Source organism: Ruegeria sp. CE9 (assembly GCF_056537425.1).
On record NZ_JBQFRO010000004.1, the window covers coordinates 76959 to 98053 of the forward strand.

The 21095-nt window shown below is 57.4% G+C and carries 20 protein-coding genes; 5 read left to right on the forward strand and 15 right to left on the reverse strand.

The features are described 5' to 3' along the window. Positions 1–215 precede the first annotated feature (215 nt). The 3 genes from acnA (at position 216) to ACR0B3_RS09725 (ending at position 5343) form a co-directional block, all read left to right on the forward strand. Positions 216–2906 (forward strand): aconitate hydratase AcnA, encoded by a 2691-nt coding sequence (acnA, locus tag ACR0B3_RS09715; protein WP_480808880.1) that lies wholly within the window; start codon positions 216–218, stop codon positions 2904–2906. Between the two features lie 117 nt (positions 2907–3023). Then, positions 3024–4526 (forward strand): BCCT family transporter, encoded by a 1503-nt coding sequence (locus ACR0B3_RS09720; protein ID WP_480808881.1) that lies wholly within the window; start codon positions 3024–3026, stop codon positions 4524–4526. Between the two features lie 115 nt (positions 4527–4641). Next, entirely contained in the window at positions 4642–5343 is a 702-nt protein-coding gene (locus ACR0B3_RS09725; protein ID WP_480808882.1) for an SDR family NAD(P)-dependent oxidoreductase, read from the forward strand. Here ACR0B3_RS09725 and ACR0B3_RS09730 read toward each other — a convergent pair. From ACR0B3_RS09730 to yajC, 10 genes are all read right to left on the reverse strand, one after another. Further along, the gene (locus tag ACR0B3_RS09730) at positions 5338–5880 is read right to left on the reverse strand and encodes a DsbE family thiol:disulfide interchange protein (protein WP_480808883.1); all 543 of its coding nucleotides are present in this window, start codon (positions 5878–5880) and stop codon (positions 5338–5340) included. The two genes, ACR0B3_RS09725 and ACR0B3_RS09730, sit on opposite strands and share 6 nt — an antisense overlap. Beyond that, positions 5873–6031 (reverse strand): heme exporter protein CcmD, encoded by a 159-nt coding sequence (gene ccmD / locus ACR0B3_RS09735; protein ID WP_170686203.1) that lies wholly within the window; start codon positions 6029–6031, stop codon positions 5873–5875. The genes ACR0B3_RS09730 and ccmD overlap by 8 nt, the downstream gene beginning before the upstream one ends. Further along, entirely contained in the window at positions 6028–6801 is a 774-nt protein-coding gene (locus ACR0B3_RS09740; protein WP_480808884.1) for a heme ABC transporter permease, read from the reverse strand. The genes ccmD and ACR0B3_RS09740 overlap by 4 nt, the downstream gene beginning before the upstream one ends. Positions 6802–6862: 61 nt before the next feature. Further along, on the reverse strand, positions 6863–7519 hold the full coding sequence (gene ccmB / locus ACR0B3_RS09745) for a heme exporter protein CcmB (protein ID WP_480808885.1): 657 nt from the start codon (positions 7517–7519) through the stop codon (positions 6863–6865). Beyond that, a complete protein-coding gene (gene ccmA / locus ACR0B3_RS09750) occupies positions 7516–8130 on the reverse strand; it encodes a heme ABC exporter ATP-binding protein CcmA (RefSeq protein WP_480808886.1) in 615 nt (204 codons plus the stop codon). Before ccmA ends, ccmB begins: the two co-directional genes overlap by 4 nt. A gap of 131 nt (positions 8131–8261) precedes the next feature. Beyond that, the gene (locus ACR0B3_RS09755; RefSeq protein ID WP_480808887.1) at positions 8262–8615 is read right to left on the reverse strand and encodes an Mth938-like domain-containing protein; all 354 of its coding nucleotides are present in this window, start codon (positions 8613–8615) and stop codon (positions 8262–8264) included. A gap of 10 nt (positions 8616–8625) precedes the next feature. Next, positions 8626–9384, reverse strand: coding sequence for a sulfite exporter TauE/SafE family protein (locus tag ACR0B3_RS09760; protein WP_480808888.1), 759 nt, complete (start codon positions 9382–9384; stop codon positions 8626–8628). Further along, complete coding sequence (gene secF / locus ACR0B3_RS09765; protein ID WP_480808889.1) at positions 9365–10333, reverse strand: protein translocase subunit SecF; 969 nt, start codon at positions 10331–10333, stop codon at positions 9365–9367. The genes ACR0B3_RS09760 and secF overlap by 20 nt, the downstream gene beginning before the upstream one ends. A gap of 1 nt (position 10334) precedes the next feature. Then, a complete protein-coding gene (gene secD / locus ACR0B3_RS09770) occupies positions 10335–11996 on the reverse strand; it encodes a protein translocase subunit SecD (protein ID WP_480808890.1) in 1662 nt (553 codons plus the stop codon). Positions 11997–12029: 33 nt separating this feature from the next. Then, positions 12030–12317, reverse strand: coding sequence for a preprotein translocase subunit YajC (yajC, locus tag ACR0B3_RS09775; protein ID WP_170686211.1), 288 nt, complete (start codon positions 12315–12317; stop codon positions 12030–12032). A 192-nt stretch (positions 12318–12509) separates the two neighbouring features. On the opposite strand from yajC, the gene ACR0B3_RS09780 reads away from it, so the two are divergent. Beyond that, positions 12510–14174, forward strand: coding sequence for a mechanosensitive ion channel family protein (locus ACR0B3_RS09780; RefSeq protein ID WP_480808891.1), 1665 nt, complete (start codon positions 12510–12512; stop codon positions 14172–14174). 72 nt (positions 14175–14246) lie between these two features. Beyond that, complete coding sequence (gene serS / locus ACR0B3_RS09785) at positions 14247–15539, forward strand: serine--tRNA ligase (protein ID WP_480808892.1); 1293 nt, start codon at positions 14247–14249, stop codon at positions 15537–15539. Between the two features lie 52 nt (positions 15540–15591). Here the strand turns inward: serS and ACR0B3_RS09790 are convergent, their stop codons facing one another. From ACR0B3_RS09790 to ACR0B3_RS09810, 5 genes are all read right to left on the reverse strand, one after another. After that, positions 15592–16176 carry a helix-hairpin-helix domain-containing protein gene (locus ACR0B3_RS09790; protein WP_480808893.1) on the reverse strand — a complete coding sequence of 195 codons (585 nt, stop codon included), beginning with the start codon at positions 16174–16176 and terminating at the stop codon, positions 15592–15594. An 88-nt stretch (positions 16177–16264) separates the two neighbouring features. Continuing rightward, complete coding sequence (locus ACR0B3_RS09795; RefSeq protein WP_480808894.1) at positions 16265–17251, reverse strand: fatty acid desaturase; 987 nt, start codon at positions 17249–17251, stop codon at positions 16265–16267. 164 nt (positions 17252–17415) lie between these two features. Continuing rightward, entirely contained in the window at positions 17416–18879 is a 1464-nt protein-coding gene (der, locus tag ACR0B3_RS09800) for a ribosome biogenesis GTPase Der (protein WP_480808895.1), read from the reverse strand. Positions 18880–18928: 49 nt separating this feature from the next. Continuing rightward, entirely contained in the window at positions 18929–20251 is a 1323-nt protein-coding gene (locus ACR0B3_RS09805; RefSeq protein ID WP_480809125.1) for a PQQ-like beta-propeller repeat protein, read from the reverse strand. Between the two features lie 41 nt (positions 20252–20292). Next, positions 20293–20964 (reverse strand): hypothetical protein, encoded by a 672-nt coding sequence (locus tag ACR0B3_RS09810; protein WP_480808896.1) that lies wholly within the window; start codon positions 20962–20964, stop codon positions 20293–20295. Positions 20965–21095 lie beyond the last annotated feature (131 nt).

Below are 21095 nucleotides of genomic sequence, written 5' to 3' on the forward strand. Positions count from 1 at the left end.
TTTGGTAAGACGTTTCAACTGATCTAAACCGTTAACAGTTCAACCTCCAATCAATGTTTCTTGAAAGCCATGACGTCAGCGGGCGGGCAAAATGTATGCAATGGCATACATTTTACACATATCTCGCCTGCAAGCCCTTGAACCAATGGCAAACGTGGTACAGATACCCCATAGCGAATCCCATTTTCTACGTCATTTGAGAGGGAGGCCACCCGATGCCCATCAAAGTCGGACAGGATACCGCCAAGACACGCCGCAGCCTGAGCGTGAATGGCAAATCCATTTCCTATTACTCGATCCCCGCCGCGCAAGACGCCGGTTTGGGTGATTTCTCGAACCTGCCCGCCGCGCTGAAAGTGGTGTTGGAAAACATGTTGCGGTTCGAAGATGACGGGTTCTCGGTCTCCGTCGAGGACATCAAAGCCTTTGCTGAATGGGGTGACAACGGTGGTAAAAACCCGCGTGAGATCGCCTATCGCCCTGCCCGCGTTCTGATGCAGGATTTCACCGGCGTTCCGGCAGTGGTGGATCTGGCTGCGATGCGCGACGGCATCAAAAGCCTGGGCGGCGATGCGCAAAAGATCAACCCGCTGAACCCCGTCGATCTGGTCATCGATCATTCGGTCATGATTGATGAGTTCGGCAACCCACGCGCTTTTCAGATGAATGTGGACCGCGAATATGAGCGCAACATGGAACGCTATCAGTTCCTGAAATGGGGCCAGAACGCGTTCAACAACTTCCGCGTCGTTCCCCCCGGCACTGGTATCTGCCATCAAGTTAACCTTGAATATCTGGCCCAGACCGTTTGGACCGACACGGATCAAAACGGCGAAGAAGTCGCATATCCCGATACGCTGGTTGGGACCGACAGCCACACCACCATGGTCAATGGCATGGCCGTTCTGGGTTGGGGCGTTGGCGGGATCGAGGCCGAGGCCGCGATGCTGGGCCAGCCGATCTCGATGCTGATCCCCGAGGTTGTGGGCTTTGAACTTACCGGTTCGATGGTCGAAGGCACCACGGGCACCGACCTTGTTTTGAAAGTTGTCGAAATGCTGCGCGAGAAAGGCGTGGTCGGTAAATTCGTCGAGTTTTACGGCGAAGGTCTGGACCGCCTGCCGTTGGCCGACAGGGCCACCATCGCCAACATGGCTCCTGAATACGGCGCGACCTGTGGCTTCTTCCCGATCGACGGCGAGACCCTGCGCTATATGCGCAATACTGGGCGAGACGAAGATCGTATCGCTTTGGTCGAGGCATACGCGAAGGAAAACGGCTTCTGGCGCGATGCCGACTACGCGCCGATCTATACCGACACCCTGACGCTGGATATGGGCACCATTGTACCCGCCATCTCGGGCCCGAAACGGCCGCAGGATTATGTCGCACTGACCGACGCCAAAGCCGCGTTCACCAAAGAAATGGCTGAGACTTTCAAGCGCCCAATGGGCAAACAAGTTGAGGTCAAAGGTGAAAACTACGGCATGGAATCGGGCAAGGTTGTGATTGCCTCGATCACATCCTGCACCAATACATCGAACCCTTACGTGATGATCGGCGCGGGCCTCGTTGCACGCAAAGCGGCCGCACTGGGTTTGGATCGTAAACCGTGGGTAAAGACGTCACTGGCACCCGGTTCGCAGGTCGTATCCGCCTACCTAGAGGCCGCGGGACTGCAGGACGATCTGGACAAGATAGGCTTTAACCTCGTCGGTTACGGCTGCACCACCTGCATCGGCAACTCGGGTCCAATCCAAAGGGAAATCAGCGAAGCGATTGCCGAGGGCGATCTGGTCGCCACGTCGGTGCTGTCGGGCAACCGCAACTTCGAAGGCCGGATCTCGCCTGACGTTCGCGCCAACTATCTGGCCTCGCCTCCACTGGTTGTGGTCTACGCGCTGGCCGGTACGCTGGACATCGATTTGACTTCGGAGCCGATTGGTCAAGACAAGGACGGCAACGATGTCTATATGAAAGACATCTGGCCGACCCAAAGCGAAATTGCCGAACTGGTCGAGGCCACCGTGACCCGCGAGGCGTTCCAGTCAAAATACGCCGATGTCTTCAAAGGCGACGAGAAATGGCAAGAGGTCGAGGTTCCGCAACAAGAAACCTATGACTGGCCGCCGACCTCGACCTATATTCAGAACCCTCCCTATTTTCAGGGCATGGGGCCTGAGCCTGGCTCGATCTCAAACATCGATGGTGCGAAGGTTTTGCTGATCCTTGGGGACATGATCACCACCGATCATATCTCGCCGGCCGGTTCATTTGCGACGACTACGCCAGCGGGTAAATATCTGACCGATCGTCAGGTTCAGCCGCGCGAGTTCAACTCGTATGGCTCACGCCGCGGCAACCATGAGGTCATGATGCGTGGTACCTTCGCCAATATCCGCGTCAAGAATGAGATGCTGGATGGTGTTGAAGGTGGCTACACCAAAGGCCCCGACGGTGAACAGACCTCGGTCTACGAAGCGTCGATGGCCTATCAAGAACAAGGCACCCCGCTTGTCGTCTTTGGTGGCGAGCAGTATGGCGCGGGCTCTTCGCGTGATTGGGCCGCCAAAGGGACCGCACTGCTGGGTGTGAAGGCCGTAATCGCCGAAAGTTTTGAGCGTATTCACCGTTCAAACCTTGTTGGCATGGGCGTCATTCCGTTTGAGTTCACTGGTGGTGATACCCGCAAAACACTGGGCCTGAAGGGTGATGAGACCGTCTCGATCGACGGGTTGGACTCGGTTGAACCCCTTCAAGAGGTGCCCTGCACTATCGTCTATGGGGACGGAACCGAAAAGACGATCACATTGAAGTGCCGCATCGATACCGCGCCCGAGATCGAGTACATCGAAAATGGCGGCGTGCTGCAATATGTGCTGCGAAACCTTGCAAAAGCGTCGTAAAGCAACACGTTAATATCCAACCCCAACCCCCGGCCCTGCGTCGGGGGTTTTTGTTTTCTGGCCATTTATTCAAAAATCTGAAACTGTTGTCCCGAACATTCACGGACATCAACCACCATGCAAAAACCCAACGCCCTGCTGGTTTGCTCGCTCAGCGTCATCGCGGTGATCGGAATCTGGGGCGTCATCGACATCGATAGCTTGGTGACCTGGGCCAATGGCATCGTGCAACAAACGTTCCACAGTCGGGGTTGGTTCGTGATGCTCGCCGCGTCTGGCATGTTGATCGGCTGTCTGTTTCTGGCCTTTTCTCCATACGGCAACATTCGCCTTGGCCGGGATGATGAAGAGCCCGAATTCTCAACCGCAACTTGGATTTCAATGCTGTTCTCTGCCGGAATGGGAGTTGGGCTGTTGTTCTGGGCGGTTGCCGAGCCTTTGACCCATTTCAACTTCATATCCGGCATGGCACCGGATTTCATCGCCGCTCAGCAGGCCATGCTAGCGACGAATTTCCACTGGGGTCTGCACGCTTGGGCGATTTACGGCTCGACCGCGCTGACGATCGCTTATTTCAGCTTTCGGCGTGGGACCGGGATGATGGTCAGCGCTCCGATCAAAAGCCTGTTCCCCGGCGAACGCTGGGCCGAGCGTGTCGGATGGCTATCGGATTTCATGGCCATCGTCGCAATCGCCATTGGCGTCGGCGGCTCAATGGCCATGGGCGTGTTTCAGGTCGCAGATGGAATTGCAGTTCTGGGTGGCCGGGAAACGGTAGGTGCGTTGTTGATAGGCATTGTCTTCATAGCCATGGTCGCGGCCTATATCCCTGCCCTCCTGATCGATCTGGGCCAGGGCATGGCGCGCTTGTCCAACGCTGCCATGCTTATCGCGATCTGCCTGGTTTCTTACACCGTGGTCCTTGGACCGACTGAATATCTGTTGAACACTGTGGTTCAGGGATTTGGCGATTACATCACCAATGTCATCCCGCGCGGCTTTCAAACCTTCACTTTCTTCGGCGATGACGTCGCCAGATGGTTCAGCGACTGGACCCTGACCTACATGGTCTGGTGGATCGCATGGGGCCCGTTTGTGGGCGTGTTCGTCGCGCGCATTTCGCGTGGGCGCACGATCCGGGAATTCGTGATCGGAGTTCTCTTTGCACCCACGCTGTTTTCGATCCTCTGGTTCGGCGCGTTCGGCGGTATCGGTTTATTCGAGGCACTCAACGGAGCCGGAGAATTGCTGGCCTATACTCAGACCAACATCGAACGAGTGACCTTCGCGCTGCTCGATCGTCTGCCCTTTTCCCTGATCACCACCCTCGCGACCGTTGCGGCGGCATTTTTATTCATCGTGACCAGTGTGGTAAGCGCAGCCTTTGTTCTGGGCACGTTTTCGACTGAAGGCGATGAAAACCCAACCCCGCGCGTGCGCCTGATCTGGGGTGCGTTATTGGGCCTTCTAAGCGTTGCCATGATCTTGTCCGGGTCGGTGGATTCGGTGAAAATCCTGATCTCCCTTGGGGCGCTGCCCTTTGTGTTCATCTCAGTTCTGCTGATGGTCTGCCTGTTCCGGGGGTTGCGGGAGGAGGGTCAAGACCATGCTGATCGGTGATCTGACAGACACCCTGATGAACCTGACGACTTTTGCTTTCATCGGCGCGATGATCTGGGTTTTGGTCCGAAAGTAACGGCTTGAACCTCGGTCATTTTGCCGATTTCCTGAGACCATGGACAAAGTTGCATTGATAACCGGCGGCGCGCGCGGAATTGGGCGCGCGATCGTCGAAGACCTTGGCCGCGATCACCATGTCGCGTTCACATGGCTGACAAGCGAACCCGCGCCCGAGCTATTGGGTGAGGATAATCTAGCCATTCGTTCTGATCTGTCCAAGCCGGATCAGCCTGCGAAGGTAATCGCGCAGGTGATGGAACGCTTTGGACGGCTAGATGTGATCGTCAACAATGCCGGCTTGGTGAAATCCACGCCGAAAGAGGTGTTTCAGGCCGAGGATCATCGCGCCATTCTGGACCTGAACCTGATGGCTCCAGCCGCGTTGTTGACCGCCGCGCTGCCGCATCTGAACCGCGATGCCTCAATCGTTAGCATCTCATCAATGAACGCGGTCCTGCCGCCCCGTGACGCGGTGACCTATGGTGCCAGCAAGGCGGCGTTGAACCTTTGGACCCGCGCCATGGCCAAGGAGCTTGGGCCAGCGGGGATACGTGTGAATGCAGTGGCACCTGGTGCGATCAATATTCCCGAAGCGCCCCGACCCGAGGATCTGACAGCGCTATTCGTCAAAGATACGGCGCTGGGTCGTGCTGGTAAGCCCGAGGATATTGCCAAGGTGGTCAGGTTTCTTGCCTCCGATGCCGCGTCCTTCATAACTGGCGAGGTTCTGGGCGTGACCGGCGGCTACCGCCTATGACCCGCCTGCGGCCTTTTCAAGTGCGGGGCGAATTGTGCTTTCGATCACCCGCTGCGTGATCGGCCCGGCCCAACGCAGGATGATCGTGCCTTCGCCGTCGATCACATAGGTCTCGGGTACGCCATAAACGCCCCAATCCAACCCCATCCGGCCTTGTTCATCGCGTCCGATTCCGGCATAGGGATCGCCCAGCTCAGTCAGGAAGGCTTCGGCATTGCCCAGCTGGTCTTTGTAGTTGATCCCGTAGACAGGGATTCCCTCGTCAGACAGAGCCCGCAGATTGGGGTGTTCAACGCGGCACGGGGCACACCAGCTGGCCCAGTAGTTGACCAGCTTGACCTCACCATCGCGCAGGGTTTCGTCGTCAAAGCCAGGCTTACCCGCGAATTCCGCCAGTACCACGGGCGGTGCTGGCTGGCCCTCACGCGCAGAAGGTAATGCGTTGGGATCATCGCGAAACATGCCGATGCCTGCGAGCACGGCGAATGCTCCGAAAATCAGCGGAGGAGCTATCATCAGAGGCGAAATCTTAGCCATTGCGCGACATCCTCTGCTCAACCTTCTCCATCTCGGCTCGCATCTTACGGCCCCGCATGACACTGAAGCCGACCAATGCAATCAGAAGCCCAAGGGACACCACATAAGACCACAAGACAGTATCGGCATACTTACCAAGATCAGGGATCATCCGTTTACCCTTTCCCGCGCTTGCAGTGCTTTTATCCGGCGAGCGCGAATTTCGGTGCCCGTGCGATAGAGGACAAGTGCAATGAACAGCAGCACGAAGCCAATGATACAGAGGAGCAATGGATAGAAATAAATGTTGCTCACCTTCTCTTCGGTATCGGTGCCAGTAATTGCTCCAGCTCGCATCACCGAGGCCCCCTGGTGCAGTCCCTGGTTCCAGAAATTCACCGCATAACGGCTGAGGATCGCAAAGACCGAGCCCACAAGACACAGAACCGACGTCAGGTCCGCCGCTGTATCGGGGTCTTCGATTGCTTCCCACAAGGCGACATAGCCCAGATAAAACAGGAACAGGATCAGGAACGAGGTCAGGCGTGGGTCCCAGGCCCACCACGTGCCCCACATGGGCTGCCCCCAAATCGCGCCCGTGGCCAGTGCGATCAGTGTCATCACGATGCCTACGGGTGCCGCTGCACGCGCGGCCAGCGCGCTGACGTGGTGGCGGCGGACCAGCCAGACCAGCGAAGTTGCCAGCATCATCAGCCAGCAATTGATCGCCATCAGCGCCGAGGGAACATGCAGATAGATGATCTTGACGGTCGAGCCTTGCTTGTAATCATCCGGCGTGAAGAAGAACCCCCAGACCAGCCCAACGATCAGGCAAACAGCCGAACTGATCCAGAAAAACGGAAGCACCCGTTCACTGGTGGCAAGGAACTTGCGTGGATTGGCATATTCCCAGAGGGAGTTGGCTTTGGCTACGATTGTCATGAGCCCTATCTAGTCCGAGTCGGCGTGGTTCTCAATTGACCTCAGTCAATCTTGGCCCTCGTCACCGAAGATTGATCCGCAACACGGCGGCGCTGGCAAAAGGTAATAGTGCAACTGTCGCGGCAGTAATCCCCGCCAGCATCAATAGTGGAGTTTGCGTCTCCATACCCGTTGCGCCACGCCGAGCAACCTCGGCGCCGAAAATCAAGGTCGGTACATAGAGCGGCAGAACCAACAGCGACAGCAGCAACCCGCCGCGTTTCAGACCAACGGTGAGAGCCGCGCCAAAGGTGCCAATGGCGCTCATCGCCGGTGTGCCGATCAGCAGGGAGATCACCAGCCAGGAGAATCCCGGAACGGGCAGGTTCAGCAACACGCCCAGAAATGGGGCCGCCAGAACCAGTGGTAATCCGGTGGTAAGCCAATGTGCCAGCGCCTTGATGGTAACAACCGCCTCAAGTGGTAGTGGCGCGGTGGCAAGCAGATCGAGCGAGCCGTCCTCCCAATCCAGCGCCAGCAGACGATCAAGTGAAAGGAGGCAAGCCAGCAATGCACCCAGCCAGAGAACACCCGGAGCGATGGTTGAAAGCAGCGAAGATTGCGGGCCGACAGAGAACGGTACCAAAACGGTGACGATCAGGAAGAATGCCAGCCCCAATCCGAACCCTCCACCCGCGCGGAAAGCCAGTTTCAGGTCACGCAACAGCAGGGCGATCACAAGAAGCCTCCGTCGAAATCATCGATGGGTTTGGGCTTGGCCTTGTTGGGGCCGACATCCAGAACCTCGCCGTCAAGACCAAGGTCGATATGGGTTGCGATCAAGGCCGAACCGCCCTGCCCCAGATGCGCGTGAACGGCGTCCGCGAACATCTGTACCGCGTTTTTGTCCAAGGACACGGTTGGTTCGTCCAGCATCCAGATCGGTCGTTCGGTGACCAGCATCCGAGCCAATCCCAAGCGCCGTTTCTGCCCAGCAGACAGGTTGCCTGCGTGTCGGTCGCCCAGTTCATTCAGCTCAAACGCATCAAGAGCGTACTGAATTTCGTGAGTGCCAAAAACAGATGCCCAGAACTTAAGGTTTTCAACCACGGTCAGTGTGGGCTTCAGACCGTCAGAGTGGGACGCATAGGCGATCTGATCTTCCGCCCCTTCGATCCGGCCCGCCAGCGGTGGTTGCAACCCGGCAAGCGTGCGTAACAGCGTGGTTTTACCAATCCCGTTTGGCCCCCGCAGGATCAACGCCTTTCCGGCCTCAAGCGAAAAGCTCAGCTCTTCCAGCACAGGAACGCCACCGCGCGCAATGGCCAGATCGGTTACTTTCAAAGTCATAGAGCCCGCTTAGCGGATTGTGCGGATGCGCAAAAGGTCGGAATTGCCGCAGAGTGGTCGAGACTGAGCAGAGCGAGGGGCCAGCCCCTCGCGCTCCCCGGGATATTTTTGGCCAGATGAAGGGCAGATCCTCAAACAGGGATCAATGCGAGGGCAACGCGGCGGCCTTCTGACAGCAGCACGTTATAGGTGCGACAGGCAGCGGGAGAGTTCATGATTTCAATACCAATACCTGCCTCTTCCAGTGTTGTGCGCAGACTGGCAGGAATGTGGCAGAGATCTTTGCCGGTTCCAATGAACAGAACATCAATATGTTCGGACAAAGCCAACAGTGGGGTCACATCAGAATAACCCGCCCAAGCCGATGTGCCAGCGGGGCCTGTCAGAACGGCAGCATCAAAGATCTGCCCTCCGATCCGAAAGAACCCCGGACCATAGCCATCGACAGGTTGTGCATTTGTGTATGTGATCTCATTCAGGCGCATGCGCAGGGTTCTATCCCCAAAGTGGCAGCCCCGACAAGGCCGCCGTTGCGATCACCAGATAAGCCACACCGCGATACAGTTTTCCGTGTTCCGGTCGAAACATCCAGCCGCCCAGCCAATTGCCCGCGATATTGGGTATCGCAAGCACAAGGCCCAATCCGATGCTTTCAACTGAAAGGCGCCCCATACCGCCGAGATATACGAGGATCAGAATATCGAACCCAAACAGGAACAGCAAAATTGTCGCGCGGATGATCTCGACCGGTAATGGGCGCGACATGTAGAACAGAATAACGGCAGGCCCCGGTAACCCGGCAATGCCGCCAAGGAACCCTGCAGCCCCGCCTATAACAGTGACCATGCGCCGCCGCACCTCTCCGCGATAACGCAGGCCCAGTATCAATACGACCAGCATCGACAGCGAAATCAGGCTGACCAGATAGCGAAATACTTCGGGGTCTGAACGGGTTAGCAGCCATAAACCCATCGGTAAGATCAATCCGCAGCCAAGCAGAAGCCGATACAGATCGCCTTTGTCAACGACAGCCCAAGCACGGCGCAAATTGGGGATCGGGCCAAAGATGTCCATGACCGTCAGCGCGATGATGGCACCAAACGGTCCAAGATATGGGCTGGCGATGGGTAGAAAGATCAGCGCTGTACCAAAGCCCGAGAAACCGCGCACGATGCCACCGATAAAGGCGGCAAAAACGATGACGGCCAGACCGGTTGGGGTCTGGCCGAAATATTCAGGCGTCAATATTGGCAAACTGGTTGCCCGACGTATTCGACGGTTTTGACCAGTCTCGTTTGACCCCCAGCCACAGCAGGATGGTCGACGCTACGAAAACCGAGGAATAGGTCCCGACAATCACGCCCCAGATCATCGCGAAGACGAAACCGCGGATCACATCCCCGCCCAGCACATAAAGCGAGATCAGCGCCAGCAATGTGGTGACCGAGGTCATCACTGTCCGGCTAAGCGTTTCATTGATCGAGATGTTCAGAACCTCTTTGAGGTCCTTCTTCTTGTATTTCCGCAAGTTCTCGCGCACCCGGTCGAACACCACAACGGTGTCGTTCAGCGAATAGCCGACAATGGTCAGAAGCGCGGCGATAATGGCCAGATCGAAACGGATTTGCAGCTCCGAGAAGATGCCGATGGTCAGGATGACGTCATGCACAAGTGCGGCCACCGCCCCGAGCGCAAACTGCCATTCAAATCTGAGCCAGATGTAGACAAGCACTGCGGCTATGGCCAATGCCACGGCGATCACAGCAGTCTGGATCAATTCGCCCGAGACCTTTGGGCCGACGGATTCGACCGAGACGAACTGGATATCCGGTGCCGCGACGGTCAGAGCCTCCTCGACGGCTGTAACGGTTGCGGCCGCCACAGCTTCGGCCCCATCCTGTGCCTGAATGCGGATCATAGCCACATTTTCATCTTCGCCGAATGTCGGGTCAAAAATCTCGGTGATGGTCACATCGCCAAGCCCAAGCGGTGCGATGGCGTCGCGATAGGCGCCCACATCGATCTCTTGCGCGGATTGCGTGCGGATCGTGGTGCCGCCCCGAAAGTCGATGCCGAAATTCAGCCCTTGCAGCAGGAAGGACGTGAAGGCGATCACCATCATCAGGCCCGAAATGCCCAGCCAGACTTTCCAGCGGCTGAAGAAATCGAACGAGGTGTTTTGCGGTACGAGTTTCAGTCTCATGTCAAACCTCGATCGTTTTCGGGCGGCGGCGTTCAAACCACATGACGATCATCAAGCGCGTCACAAAGATCGCGGTGAAGACCGAGGTTAGAATGCCCAGACCAAGCGTAATGGAGAAGCCGCGCACCGGACCACTGCCCATAGCAAACAGAATCACGGCGGTGATGAATGTGGTTACGTTGGCGTCCAGAATGGCCGACAGCGCCTTTTCATAGCCCAGCTCAATCGCGCGTGCCGGGCCTTTGGCGGATTTCAGTTCCTCGCGGATACGTTCGAAGATCAGCACATTGGCGTCCACCGCCATACCAACCGTCAGCACGATCCCCGCGATGCCTGGCAGGGTGAGCGTAGCACCAATCAGTGAGAGCAAGCCAAACAGCAGCCCAACGTTCAAGATCAGCGCGATATTGGCGAAGATGCCGAACAGGCCATAGCTGAGCGCCATAAAGACCAGCACCGCAACAAAGGCCACAATCGTTGCGACCTTACCTGCATCGATACTGTCCTGCCCCAATTCCGGGCCGATGGTCCGCTCTTCTAGAAAGTCCAGTCCCGCAGGCAACGCACCTGCGCGCAGTAGGACGGCGAGATTGGTACTCTCTTCAACTGTGAAGTTGCCAGTGATGATGCCCGAACCGCCCGGGATATGGCTTTGGATCACGGGGGCCGAGATCACCTCGTCGTCCAGAACGATGGCGAAAGGCGCCCCAATGTTTTCCAGCGTATAGTCGCCGAATTTACGCGCGCCAGACGTGTTGAACCGGAAACTGACAGCGGGGCGTCCGTTCTGGTCAAAAGATGGCTGCGCGTCGACCAGTTCCTCACCGGTTACAACGGGGGCAGCATCAAGAGTGTAATAGACCCCGTCTTCATCGATGGACGGCACAAGTTTCTCACCCACTCCCGGTATGGCGTCAGGATCAGTTCCGCGTCCTGCAACCGGATTAAAAGTCAGTTGTGCGGTTGTCCCGATGATCTCTTTGAGCTCCCCAGCGCTTCCGATACCAGGCACCTGAATCAGGATGCGATCTGCACCCTGGCGCTGGATCGTCGGTTCGCGCGTGCCAACTTCGTCGATCCGGCGGCGGATGATCTCCAGGGACTGCCGTACCGTGCGGTCGTCCGATGCAAGCTTTTCCGCCTCGGACAATTGGACGACAATGGTGTTCCCTTCGGCGCGGGCCTCGATATCTGTTGCCCCTACCCCGGTGAGCGTTTGCACCTGACGCGCCAGACCGCGCACAACCTCCAAAGCACGAGGCATACCCTCGGGCTGGCTGATAAGCACACGAATCTCATCGGGGGCCGAGTCCTGTCGGCGGATAGTGCCAACTGTCGCGCGCTCATCGCGCAGCGCATCGCGGATTTCAGGCCACATCGCCTCCATCCGGGATTCGTAGACATCGTCGACCTTGACCTCGGCCAGCAAATGCGCGCCACCGCGCAAATCCAGCCCGAGATTGACCAAAGACGAAGGCAACCAGTTCGGCCATTGCGCAGCCTCAGCCTGCATTTCAGGCGTATCCATGCCAAGTTCAATCGCGGCTTTGGCATCGTTCGATTGCTCGACCCGCGTGTAGAACGCATTCGGCAGGGCCATCAGCAGACCGATCACGCAGACCGCCCAGATCAGAACCCGCTTCCAGGAATCAATTTGCAGCATTACCCTGCCTTTTCAAGGATTTGTCGTGCGAGGTTACTTCGCCGGCTCGGTCTTGTTCAGAACCTGAGCGACGGTCGATTTGACAACGCGAACCTTTACGCCCTCGGCAATCTCGACCTCGATCTCGTTTTCGCCTTCCTTGACTTTCGACACTTTGCCGATCAGCCCACCCTGCGTGACAACCTGATCACCCCGGCGCACGGCTTCGACCATGGCTTGATGTTCCTTCATCTTTTTCTGCTGCGGACGGATCAGCAAAAAATACATGATCGCGAAGATCAGGATCAGCGGGAGAAACTGGGCGATTGCGCCACCTTCCATGGGATATTCCTTTGTTCTGATGATGCAGAGGGCTCTCTGCAAAGTTTGCGCGAACCTATGCTTTGGATCAGGCGTTTGCAAGCAAACCCACGTCCATTTCGCTTAACTGGTCCATAGGATTGCGGCGTGACGTTGCAGATATGTTCTAGGCAGAGCTCTTTAGTCGGATATAGTCATGCAGTAGGAGACGTAATGATTCAATCAATCCAGACCCTTGGCATGTTTGTCCGCCTGATTTTCGTAGCTGTATCGCTTTGCCTGTTCATACAGCCGCTTTGGGCCCAGAACACGGCTGTCGATGAGCCCAGCGTTGACGAAGTTGAATCGCAAACCTTCCAGGCCCCTGTGATCGTCGACGGCGACACTTTGTTTCATCTGCGCGGCTCCAGCGCTTTGCCTGCCCCAGAGCGGGCCGCAAGTGTGCAGAACAAGATCATTGAGGTCGCCGAAGCGTCAGAGGCGGAGCAGGTTTCCATAACTTTCGAGGATTCCGAATTCGGTATCCGAATATTTGCCGATGGCACGCAGATTTCTATTGTGACGGACGCCGATTCCGAGCTTGAGCAGATGGAGCTTAATGTTCTCAGCCTCTTGCACGGCGACGCTATAAAACAATCGATCGAGAGCTATCGTGCCAATAGAACCGAAGAGGCACGCGTGTCTGGCGCGATTGAAGCGCTGGCATGGACGCTCGGCTTTGCGCTTTTTGTCCTCATCATACTGTGGCTGCATCGGCGCATCCGCCGGCGTACGCTGAAGCTGGTCAAGCGATACCTTAAAGACGTTGAGACCGCGACCGCCAAGAGCGTACAGGCCGAGGCTATTGCCGCGCTAATCCGGTATGCTCTGAACTTCATTCTGTTGGTCGTCTTTTTCTTAGGCTTCTATTACTACCTCTCTTTCGTTTTGCTGGCCTTTGCCGAAACGCGTTACTTCGCGCAATTGCTGCTGACCTATCTGACTGAACCGGTCCTTCTGATCTTTAAAGGCGTCCTGAGTTACATCCCGAATCTGATCATGCTGGCGCTGATCACATGGATTACCCTCTATGTTATCAGAGGCATGCGTGTGTTCTTTGATGCGGTCGAGGCCGGGTCGTTCGACCTTGGCGATTTCGAAAGACACTGGGTAAACCCCACGTTCAACATCGCCCGTGTCGTGGTGATCCTGATCGCGCTGGTTTTTGCTGTACCCTACATCCCGGGATCGGATTCTGCTGCGTTCCAAGGCTTGACCATTCTCGTAGGGGCGATGCTGTCGCTGGGTGCGAACTCGGTGGTCTCAAACATGCTGGCTGGGCTTTTTGTGATTTATCGCCGCTCCACCTCGATTGGTGATCGTATCCAGATCGGCGAACATATCGGCGATGTGGTTCAGATCAAGCTAATGGAAACGCATCTGAAGTCGATCAAGAATGAGCTGATCTCGATCCCGAACGCGCAATTGATGAATTCGGATGTGGTGAATTTCTCAAAAAAAACTGACGGCAGCGGGCTGTTGCTGCACACAACCGTCGGAATCGGCTATGAAGAGCCGCCCGAGAAGGTCGAGGCGATGCTGATCGAGGCCGCGCACCGCACCAAGGGGATCAAGGCTAAACCCGAACCCTTTGTTTTATGGACGGCTTTGGCTGATTACGCGATCAACTATCAGATCAATGGATACACCACGCGTGGCAGCATCATTCCGAAAATCCGGTCAGATTTGCACCGCAACATCGTCGCCGTTTTCAATGAAAATAACGTGCAGATCATGACACCTTCGTACATGGCTGATCCGCCCGAGCCGAAGATCCCCGCCGAAGAGTGGAATGGTCATCTGGCGCATGAAACCCACGACGACGCGGATAAGTCATAACCGGCGCTACACCCTGCCTTTCAGATGGTGCATAAGCGGTTTCAGTGATTCACGCAGTTAAGGATCTGAACCATGCACGACATCCGCGCCATTCGCGAAAACCCTGCCGCCTTCGACGCCGCCCTTGCGCGCCGTGGGGACGCGCCGGTGTCGTCAGACCTGCTGAGGCTGGACGAAAGCCGCCGCGCTAAGATTTTGGCGGCTGAGACCGAGCAGGCCGAGCAGAACAAGGCCTCAAAAGAGGTTGGTGCCGCCAAAGGGCGCGGGGATGAGGCTGAATTCGAACGCCTGCGCGCTCTGGTCGCCGAGAAAAAGGCCGAAGTGGCCCGGATGCAGACCGAGGCCAAGGATCTCGATGCCCTGCTGACCGATCAGCTGATCCGCATCGCTAACCTACCGGCCGAGGATGTGCCTGAAGGCGCGGATGAGAACGACAATGTCGAAATCAATCGCTGGGGCACCCCGCGCGAATTGGACTTTGCCCCGAAAGAGCATTTCGAGATCGACGCGGTGCAGAACGGCATGGATTTTGAGACGGCTGCCAAACTATCGGGTTCGCGCTTTGTGCTTCTGTCCGGAGGCGTAGCGCGTATTCATCGCGCGCTGGCGCAGCTCATGCTGGACACGCACATCAACGAGAACAAACTGACCGAGGTCAATGGCCCGGTTCTGGTGCTGTCCGAGATGATGCAGGGCACAGGACAACTGCCGAAGTTTGGCGAGGACAGCTATCAAACCCGCGAAGGCTGGTGGTTGATCCCGACCTCCGAGGTCTCGCTGACGAATATCGTCAATGATACGATGATCGAGGAAAGCTACCTGCCCCGTCGTTATACCGCGCATTCCCTGTGCTTCCGGTCCGAGGCCGGATCGGCAGGCAAGGACACACGTGGGATGCTGCGTCAGCACCAGTTCGAAAAGGTCGAAATGGTCTCGGTCACGCACCCGGACAAATCGGATGACGAGCAAAAACGCATGCTACGCTGCGCCGAAGGTATTCTGGAAAAGCTGGGCATCCCCTATCGCACCGTGATCCTGTGTACCGGCGATATGGGCTTTGGTGCCCGCCGTACTTTTGACATCGAGGCCTGGCTGCCCGGTCAGAACACCTATCGCGAGATAAGCTCGGTCTCGACCTGTGGCGCTTTCCAGGCCCGTCGCATGAATGCGCGTTTCCGCCCTGAGGCTGGTGGCAAACCGGAATACGTTCACACTCTGAACGGCTCTGGTCTGGCTGTCGGGCGCTGCCTGATTGCTGTTTTAGAGAACGGTCAAAACGCGGATGGAACAGTCACCCTGCCCGAGGTTCTGGCGCCCTATCTGGGCGGCAAGCTGACCCTTCAGACGGACGGCACATTGGCATAAAAAACCGGCGGGCCGAGGCCGCCGGTTTAATAAGATCAGAGGCGGAGAAGTCTTACTTCTTCGCCTTTTTCTTATCCTTTTTCTTGCCGGGCTTTTTGTCGGACTTCTTCTTGTCATCCTTCTTTTTGCCGTCCTTTTTGGACTTTTTATCTTTCTTGCCCTTCTTGGACTTTTCCTTGACCTTTTCCTTGGCCTTAGAAAACGCCGCTTCCATCTCGGATTTCTTCTTGGCGGCTTTTTCCGCCTTGGCTTTCGCCTTGGCCTTTTTCTTTGCTTTGGCTTCCGCAGCCGCCTGTTCCGCCTTGGCCCGCTCTTCTTCGGCCTTGCGCGCGGCCTCGGCCTTATTCGCAGCCGCGTTGCTCTTTGCCGTCGCGCGCTGTACCGGCGATTTCCGATCCGCTGGCTTGCGGGCGGCTGTTCGACGCGCAGGCGCTGGGGCTGCCGGCTTCGGCTTTGCCACAGCCACTTCTTTTGCTGCCGAAATCAACCGTGCCGCGCGGGCGGTACCTATCCGGGGAACACTGGCCAAATCCTCGGGTTTGGCCTTGGCAATCGCCTCTGCCGTTTTAAAGCCCTTTGCATTCAGGGCCTGGGCCAGCGCTGGTCCAACACCACGCACCTCGGTAACTGCGGTCATTTCGGTTCCTTTCGTTGTCACCCCCAATCATGTATATACACAGCATATACAATTCAGCAAGAGCGTTGAATCACTGCCAGACTGGGTGCTATCCGCTTTCGGCCAGGCGATGGCCTGCGGCGCGGTCGGGAAATGGGACAAGCCGTTTAGCGTCTTCATCCCAAAGTTTCAGGTTCAGTGCCGCCACCGCCTCGGGGAATTTAATCCTTCGCGGCGTGTATTCGGGCGGCAGGTTATAGTGGCACGCACGCAGCCTATAAGATGGAATACGCGCGTTGAAATGGTGAATGTCATGCAGCGTGATGCATGCCACGGCATTGTCGAACCACCAGCCGAAATCCAGTGCTGACGATCCCTGAAGCGCCGCAAGTTTTGGATCAAGATCAGGGCGGCGATCCCAGTACGTATCTTCAAAATTGTGCTGCAGATATACAAGGAACACACCCAGCATCCCGCCCAACAGCGAGAATACCAGCCAGACCAAAATGCCGGTGCTACCCGCAATCAGATAAAGCAGCCCCAGAAAAACAACGATCGAGAGGTTGTGCATCAGCACCCCCATCACACCGAAGCGGATCGTGTTCTTGGGCCAGCGGTAGCGGATGAAATAGGTGAACAACGCCCCGACCGGCACCAGAATGAAGGGATTCCGATACAGCCGGTAGAACAAGCGCTTTTTCCAATCTGCCTCATTCCATTCGCGAAGCGTCATGGTGTGAATTTCACCGGTCTCGCGATGTTCGAGGTTACCGATGCCGGAATGGTGCAGATTATGGTTCTGCTTCATCACTTCAAACGGCGCGAAGGTAAAAGGTGACAACCCATGGCCCGCCCATTCGTTTTGCAGACGGGTCTCAAACAACGAATGGTGCCCGCAATCATGCTGCAGCACATAGAGGCGCACGGCTGAGAAGGCGAACACAATCCCCGCCGGAATCATGATATACCAGCGGTCGACATAGGTGATCGCCAGTGTCAGCGATGCAAAATACACCGCGAATGTTCCGAAATAACTCAGCGCGGCAAGTCTGTTGTCCTGAACCGCGTATTGTCTTGTATATTCTCTCAGATCCATCACGCCCGCTCCCCAGGGTGGTCCGACCAATCACAAACTCAAAATTAAGTGCGGAAAGCCCGCAAACAAGCAGCGCGTACAATACAAATGCACGCACTTGAATGCTAGCGCGCGGAAACGGGGCTGTCACGCCCCCTCTCTGAAAATGCTGAAAATTAGCGCAGTTACGCGCGCCCCTTGAGATGCTTGGCCAGGGCGCCCGCGTTTTTCTTGCGCCGCCCTTTGTAGGGGTTCTTGTCCCCTTGCCCGCGCAAGGTCAGCCGGATTGGGGTGCCAGGCATGTCAAAATCTTCGCGCAATCCATTGACCAGGTAACGGTTATAGCTTTCAGGCATTTTGTCCGGGTGCGAGCACATCACAACGAAGCCCGGCGGGCGGGTTTTGGCCTGTGTCATATAACGCAGCTTGATCCGTCGACCTTGTGGCGCAGGCGGCGGGTGCTGTTCCAGCATCGCCGTCAGCCAGCGGTTCAACGCAGCGGTTGGTACACGGCGATTCCACACGTCATGGGCACGCAAGATCGCAGCGCGAAGGCGTTCAAGCCCACGGCCCGTTTTTGCAGAAACAGTGATTAGAGGTGCGCCGCGCAGCTGTGGCAGCAGCCGTTCGAACGACTCTTTCAGATCGCGCAGTTTTTCCTGCTTGTTGTCTTCGACATCCCATTTGTTGACGGCTACGACCACGGCGCGGCCTTCGCGCTCAGCCAGATCGGCGATCCGCAGGTCCTGTTGTTCGAATGGGATGGCCGCGTCCAACAAAACCACAACAACCTCAGCGAATTTCACCGCGCGCAGACCGTCCGAGACCGAGAGCTTTTCAAGCTTCTCCTGCACCTTGGCCTTTTTGCGCATACCGGCGGTATCAAATATCCGCATCGGGGTGCTGCTGCCATCCGGGTCAGCCCAATCGATCTGCAAGCTGATCGCATCGCGGGTGATCCCGGCCTCGGGGCCAGTCAGCAGACGATCTTCGCCGATGATCTTGTTGATCAGCGTAGATTTCCCGGCGTTTGGGCGTCCTACTACGGCAACTTGCAAAGGCTTGTCGGCGGTGATCAGCGGGGTTTCGCCCTCACCCTCTTCGTCCAGTTCGATATCGGTTTGCGGTGTCTCTTCGGCACGCGATTCTTCAGCCGCATCGGCCAGCGGCATGAGCTGCGCGTAGAGGTCTGTCATCCCCTCGCCATGCTCACCAGACAGGCGGACCGGTTCGCCAAGCCCAAGATTGTAGGCCTCAAGCACACCCGCGTCAGCGGCGTTCCCTTCGGCCTTGTTCGCGGCTAGGATCACGTGCTTCGAGCGTTTGCGCAGGATATCGGCGAACATCTCGTCGGTCGGCGTCAGCCCCACCCGCGCGTCGATCATGAACAGGCAGACATCCGCCATGTCCACAGCACGCTCAGTCAGGCGGCGCATCCGTCCCTGCAAGCTATCATCCGTCGCGTCCTCAAGACCCGCCGTATCGATCACGGTAAAGCGCAGATCGCCTAGACGGCCCTCACCTTCGCGCAGATCGCGCGTTACGCCCGGCTGGTCATCGACCAAAGCCAGACGTTTGCCCACGAGGCGATTGAACAGGGTGGATTTGCCCACATTCGGGCGCCCCACAATGGCGAGGGTCAGCGACATGATACCAATCTTTCAAGACTCAAGATGCGCCCTTTAACGCATCTTTTCGTCAACGGAAAGCGTGCAGTTCGCCCTTGGTCGACACAACATAGAGCGTCTGGCCCGCCACAACCGGTGCCGTGGTTGCACCGCCCGGCACCTCGACCTGATGCACCAGCGCACCGTCAACGGGGTTGAAGAAGCGCAGATAGCCATCGTTCGAGGCCACGACAAGACGTCCACCCGCCATGATCGGGCCGTAATGGGCAAAGATCGGGCCGCGGCGACCCGGCTTGTTCTTGACAAAGCCCGGCAGATCGATCGCCCAGACGGTCGAGCCCTCATTTGCATCCAGCCGCACCAATTGGCTGCGGTCGCTGATCAAAAAGACACTGTTCCCAACAGGCCAGACGGTATCGACAGCACCTTCCGGCGCTGTCCAGTTCCGCTCGCCCGAGTTTCCGTCAAAGGACACGGTGCGCCCCGAGTGATTGCCGATGATGACCGAATTGCCCGACACCATCGGCCCGGCGGTTACGTCCACAATCTGTGCAGTTGCGCGGCCTCTGCGCCCACCGGCCACAGAGGCATTCCAGCGCAGAATGCCACCTTGGCGGAACGTGGCGGCAATATCGCCCGATCCAAAGGCAAAGACTGACAGGTCCGAGGCAATCACGGGCGCGGGCGCACCCAGAACGTTTCCAACACTTGGCGTGCCTTCGATCTGCCAAATGATCCGGCCATCCTTGGTATTCACGGCCCAACCGGTTTCATCCCCGGCTACCAGATAAAGAATACCGCCGCTGACCAAAGGCGCTCCGCTACCGGTTGCGTTCAGGCGTTTCTGCCACTTCTGAGCACCCGATTTGGCATCCAAAGCCGTCAGGCGTCCAAAACCGGATGAGACGTACAAAACACCGTCGGCGTAGGCGAGCCCCCCACCCGTAGCGTCAGCGTCCTTTTCATTCGGCGGGATCAGATTTGTGCTCCAGGCAACCTGCCCCTGTGGCGTGACGGCTGAGACATTCGCCCCGGAATCGAGCGTATAGATCAGACCACCTGCAACAACCGGGTCCGCGGTAATGCGCTGTTTGCGGCTGTCGCCGGAGCCGATGTTGGCAGACCAAATGCGTTGTGGCGTGGCGCTCAGCGCAGCGTTGGTGGTGCGGAACGCAGGCGTGCCTGCGCTTTGCGACCAACTGGCGTTGCGACTTTGTGCCGGGAGGCTGATCGGCTTGGCACCGCGTGTTTCCACGGTTTCATTATCGATGGCGGCGCGAACATCCTCACGCTCACCCGGCAGAATGACCTCGGGCTCCTGACACGCACTGAGTGCGGTGAGCGCGATGGCCGCCACGGGCAATCCAAAGCCTGAGAAATAACGTGCTACCATAGTCAATTAACTCGCCTGTGATGTTCCGTTTCGCCGCCGCGTTAACCCTGCTGCGCCGCTACCGGCTGGGGTTCGCCACCAAGGGCCACGATCAGCTGCGCCGCGCGCTGTTGCAGATCAACGCTGGCCTCAGCGTCCTGACGCAACGCCTGTAACCGATCCAATGCTGCTTGCGCGTTGCCTTCGGCCACGTCGATCAAGGCCAGTTGCTCTTCCGCCAGCAACCGCAGCGGCGCACCGGGTATCGCCAGCGCTTCGAACTGCTGACGGCGATCTGCCACCGGCAATGTATCGGTCTGCAGCAGCAGAGCCTTGAAGCTGGCGATGGCACGGTAGATTTCGGGCAAATCACCCTGTGTGGCAATCGCGTTCAGGCTGTTTACAGCATCTTGCTCGGATCCGGCTTCGGCCTGAGACGCAGACAGCAACATATTCAACACGGCATCTCCACCCACCGACGCAGGATCAACCGCCTGCAGGCTCTCTGCCCGCTCAGACGATCCGTTTTCAGCGAGCGCCGAAAGAATCGCATCTCCCAACGCTTCGGCCTGATTAGTGTCGCGGGCTTTGCGGTATTCATTAAACGCGGCGCCTCCGACGATGGCCACAACAGCGACCACGCCGACCCAGCCCCAGCGGCGCAACAGCAGGTACATGCGATCGCGGCGCACCTCTTCGGTGACCTCATCAATAAAACTGTCGGCGTCGCTCATCCCTGCCCCCAGGCTCAAGTGTCCGGTTTTCTAGCGCCATGTCATACCCCGGTGATCAGGCCAAGCCAAGTGCCCGATTTCACACATTTGCCTGCGTCGGCTTGACCCTTGCGTAAAAAACTAAACCGAAC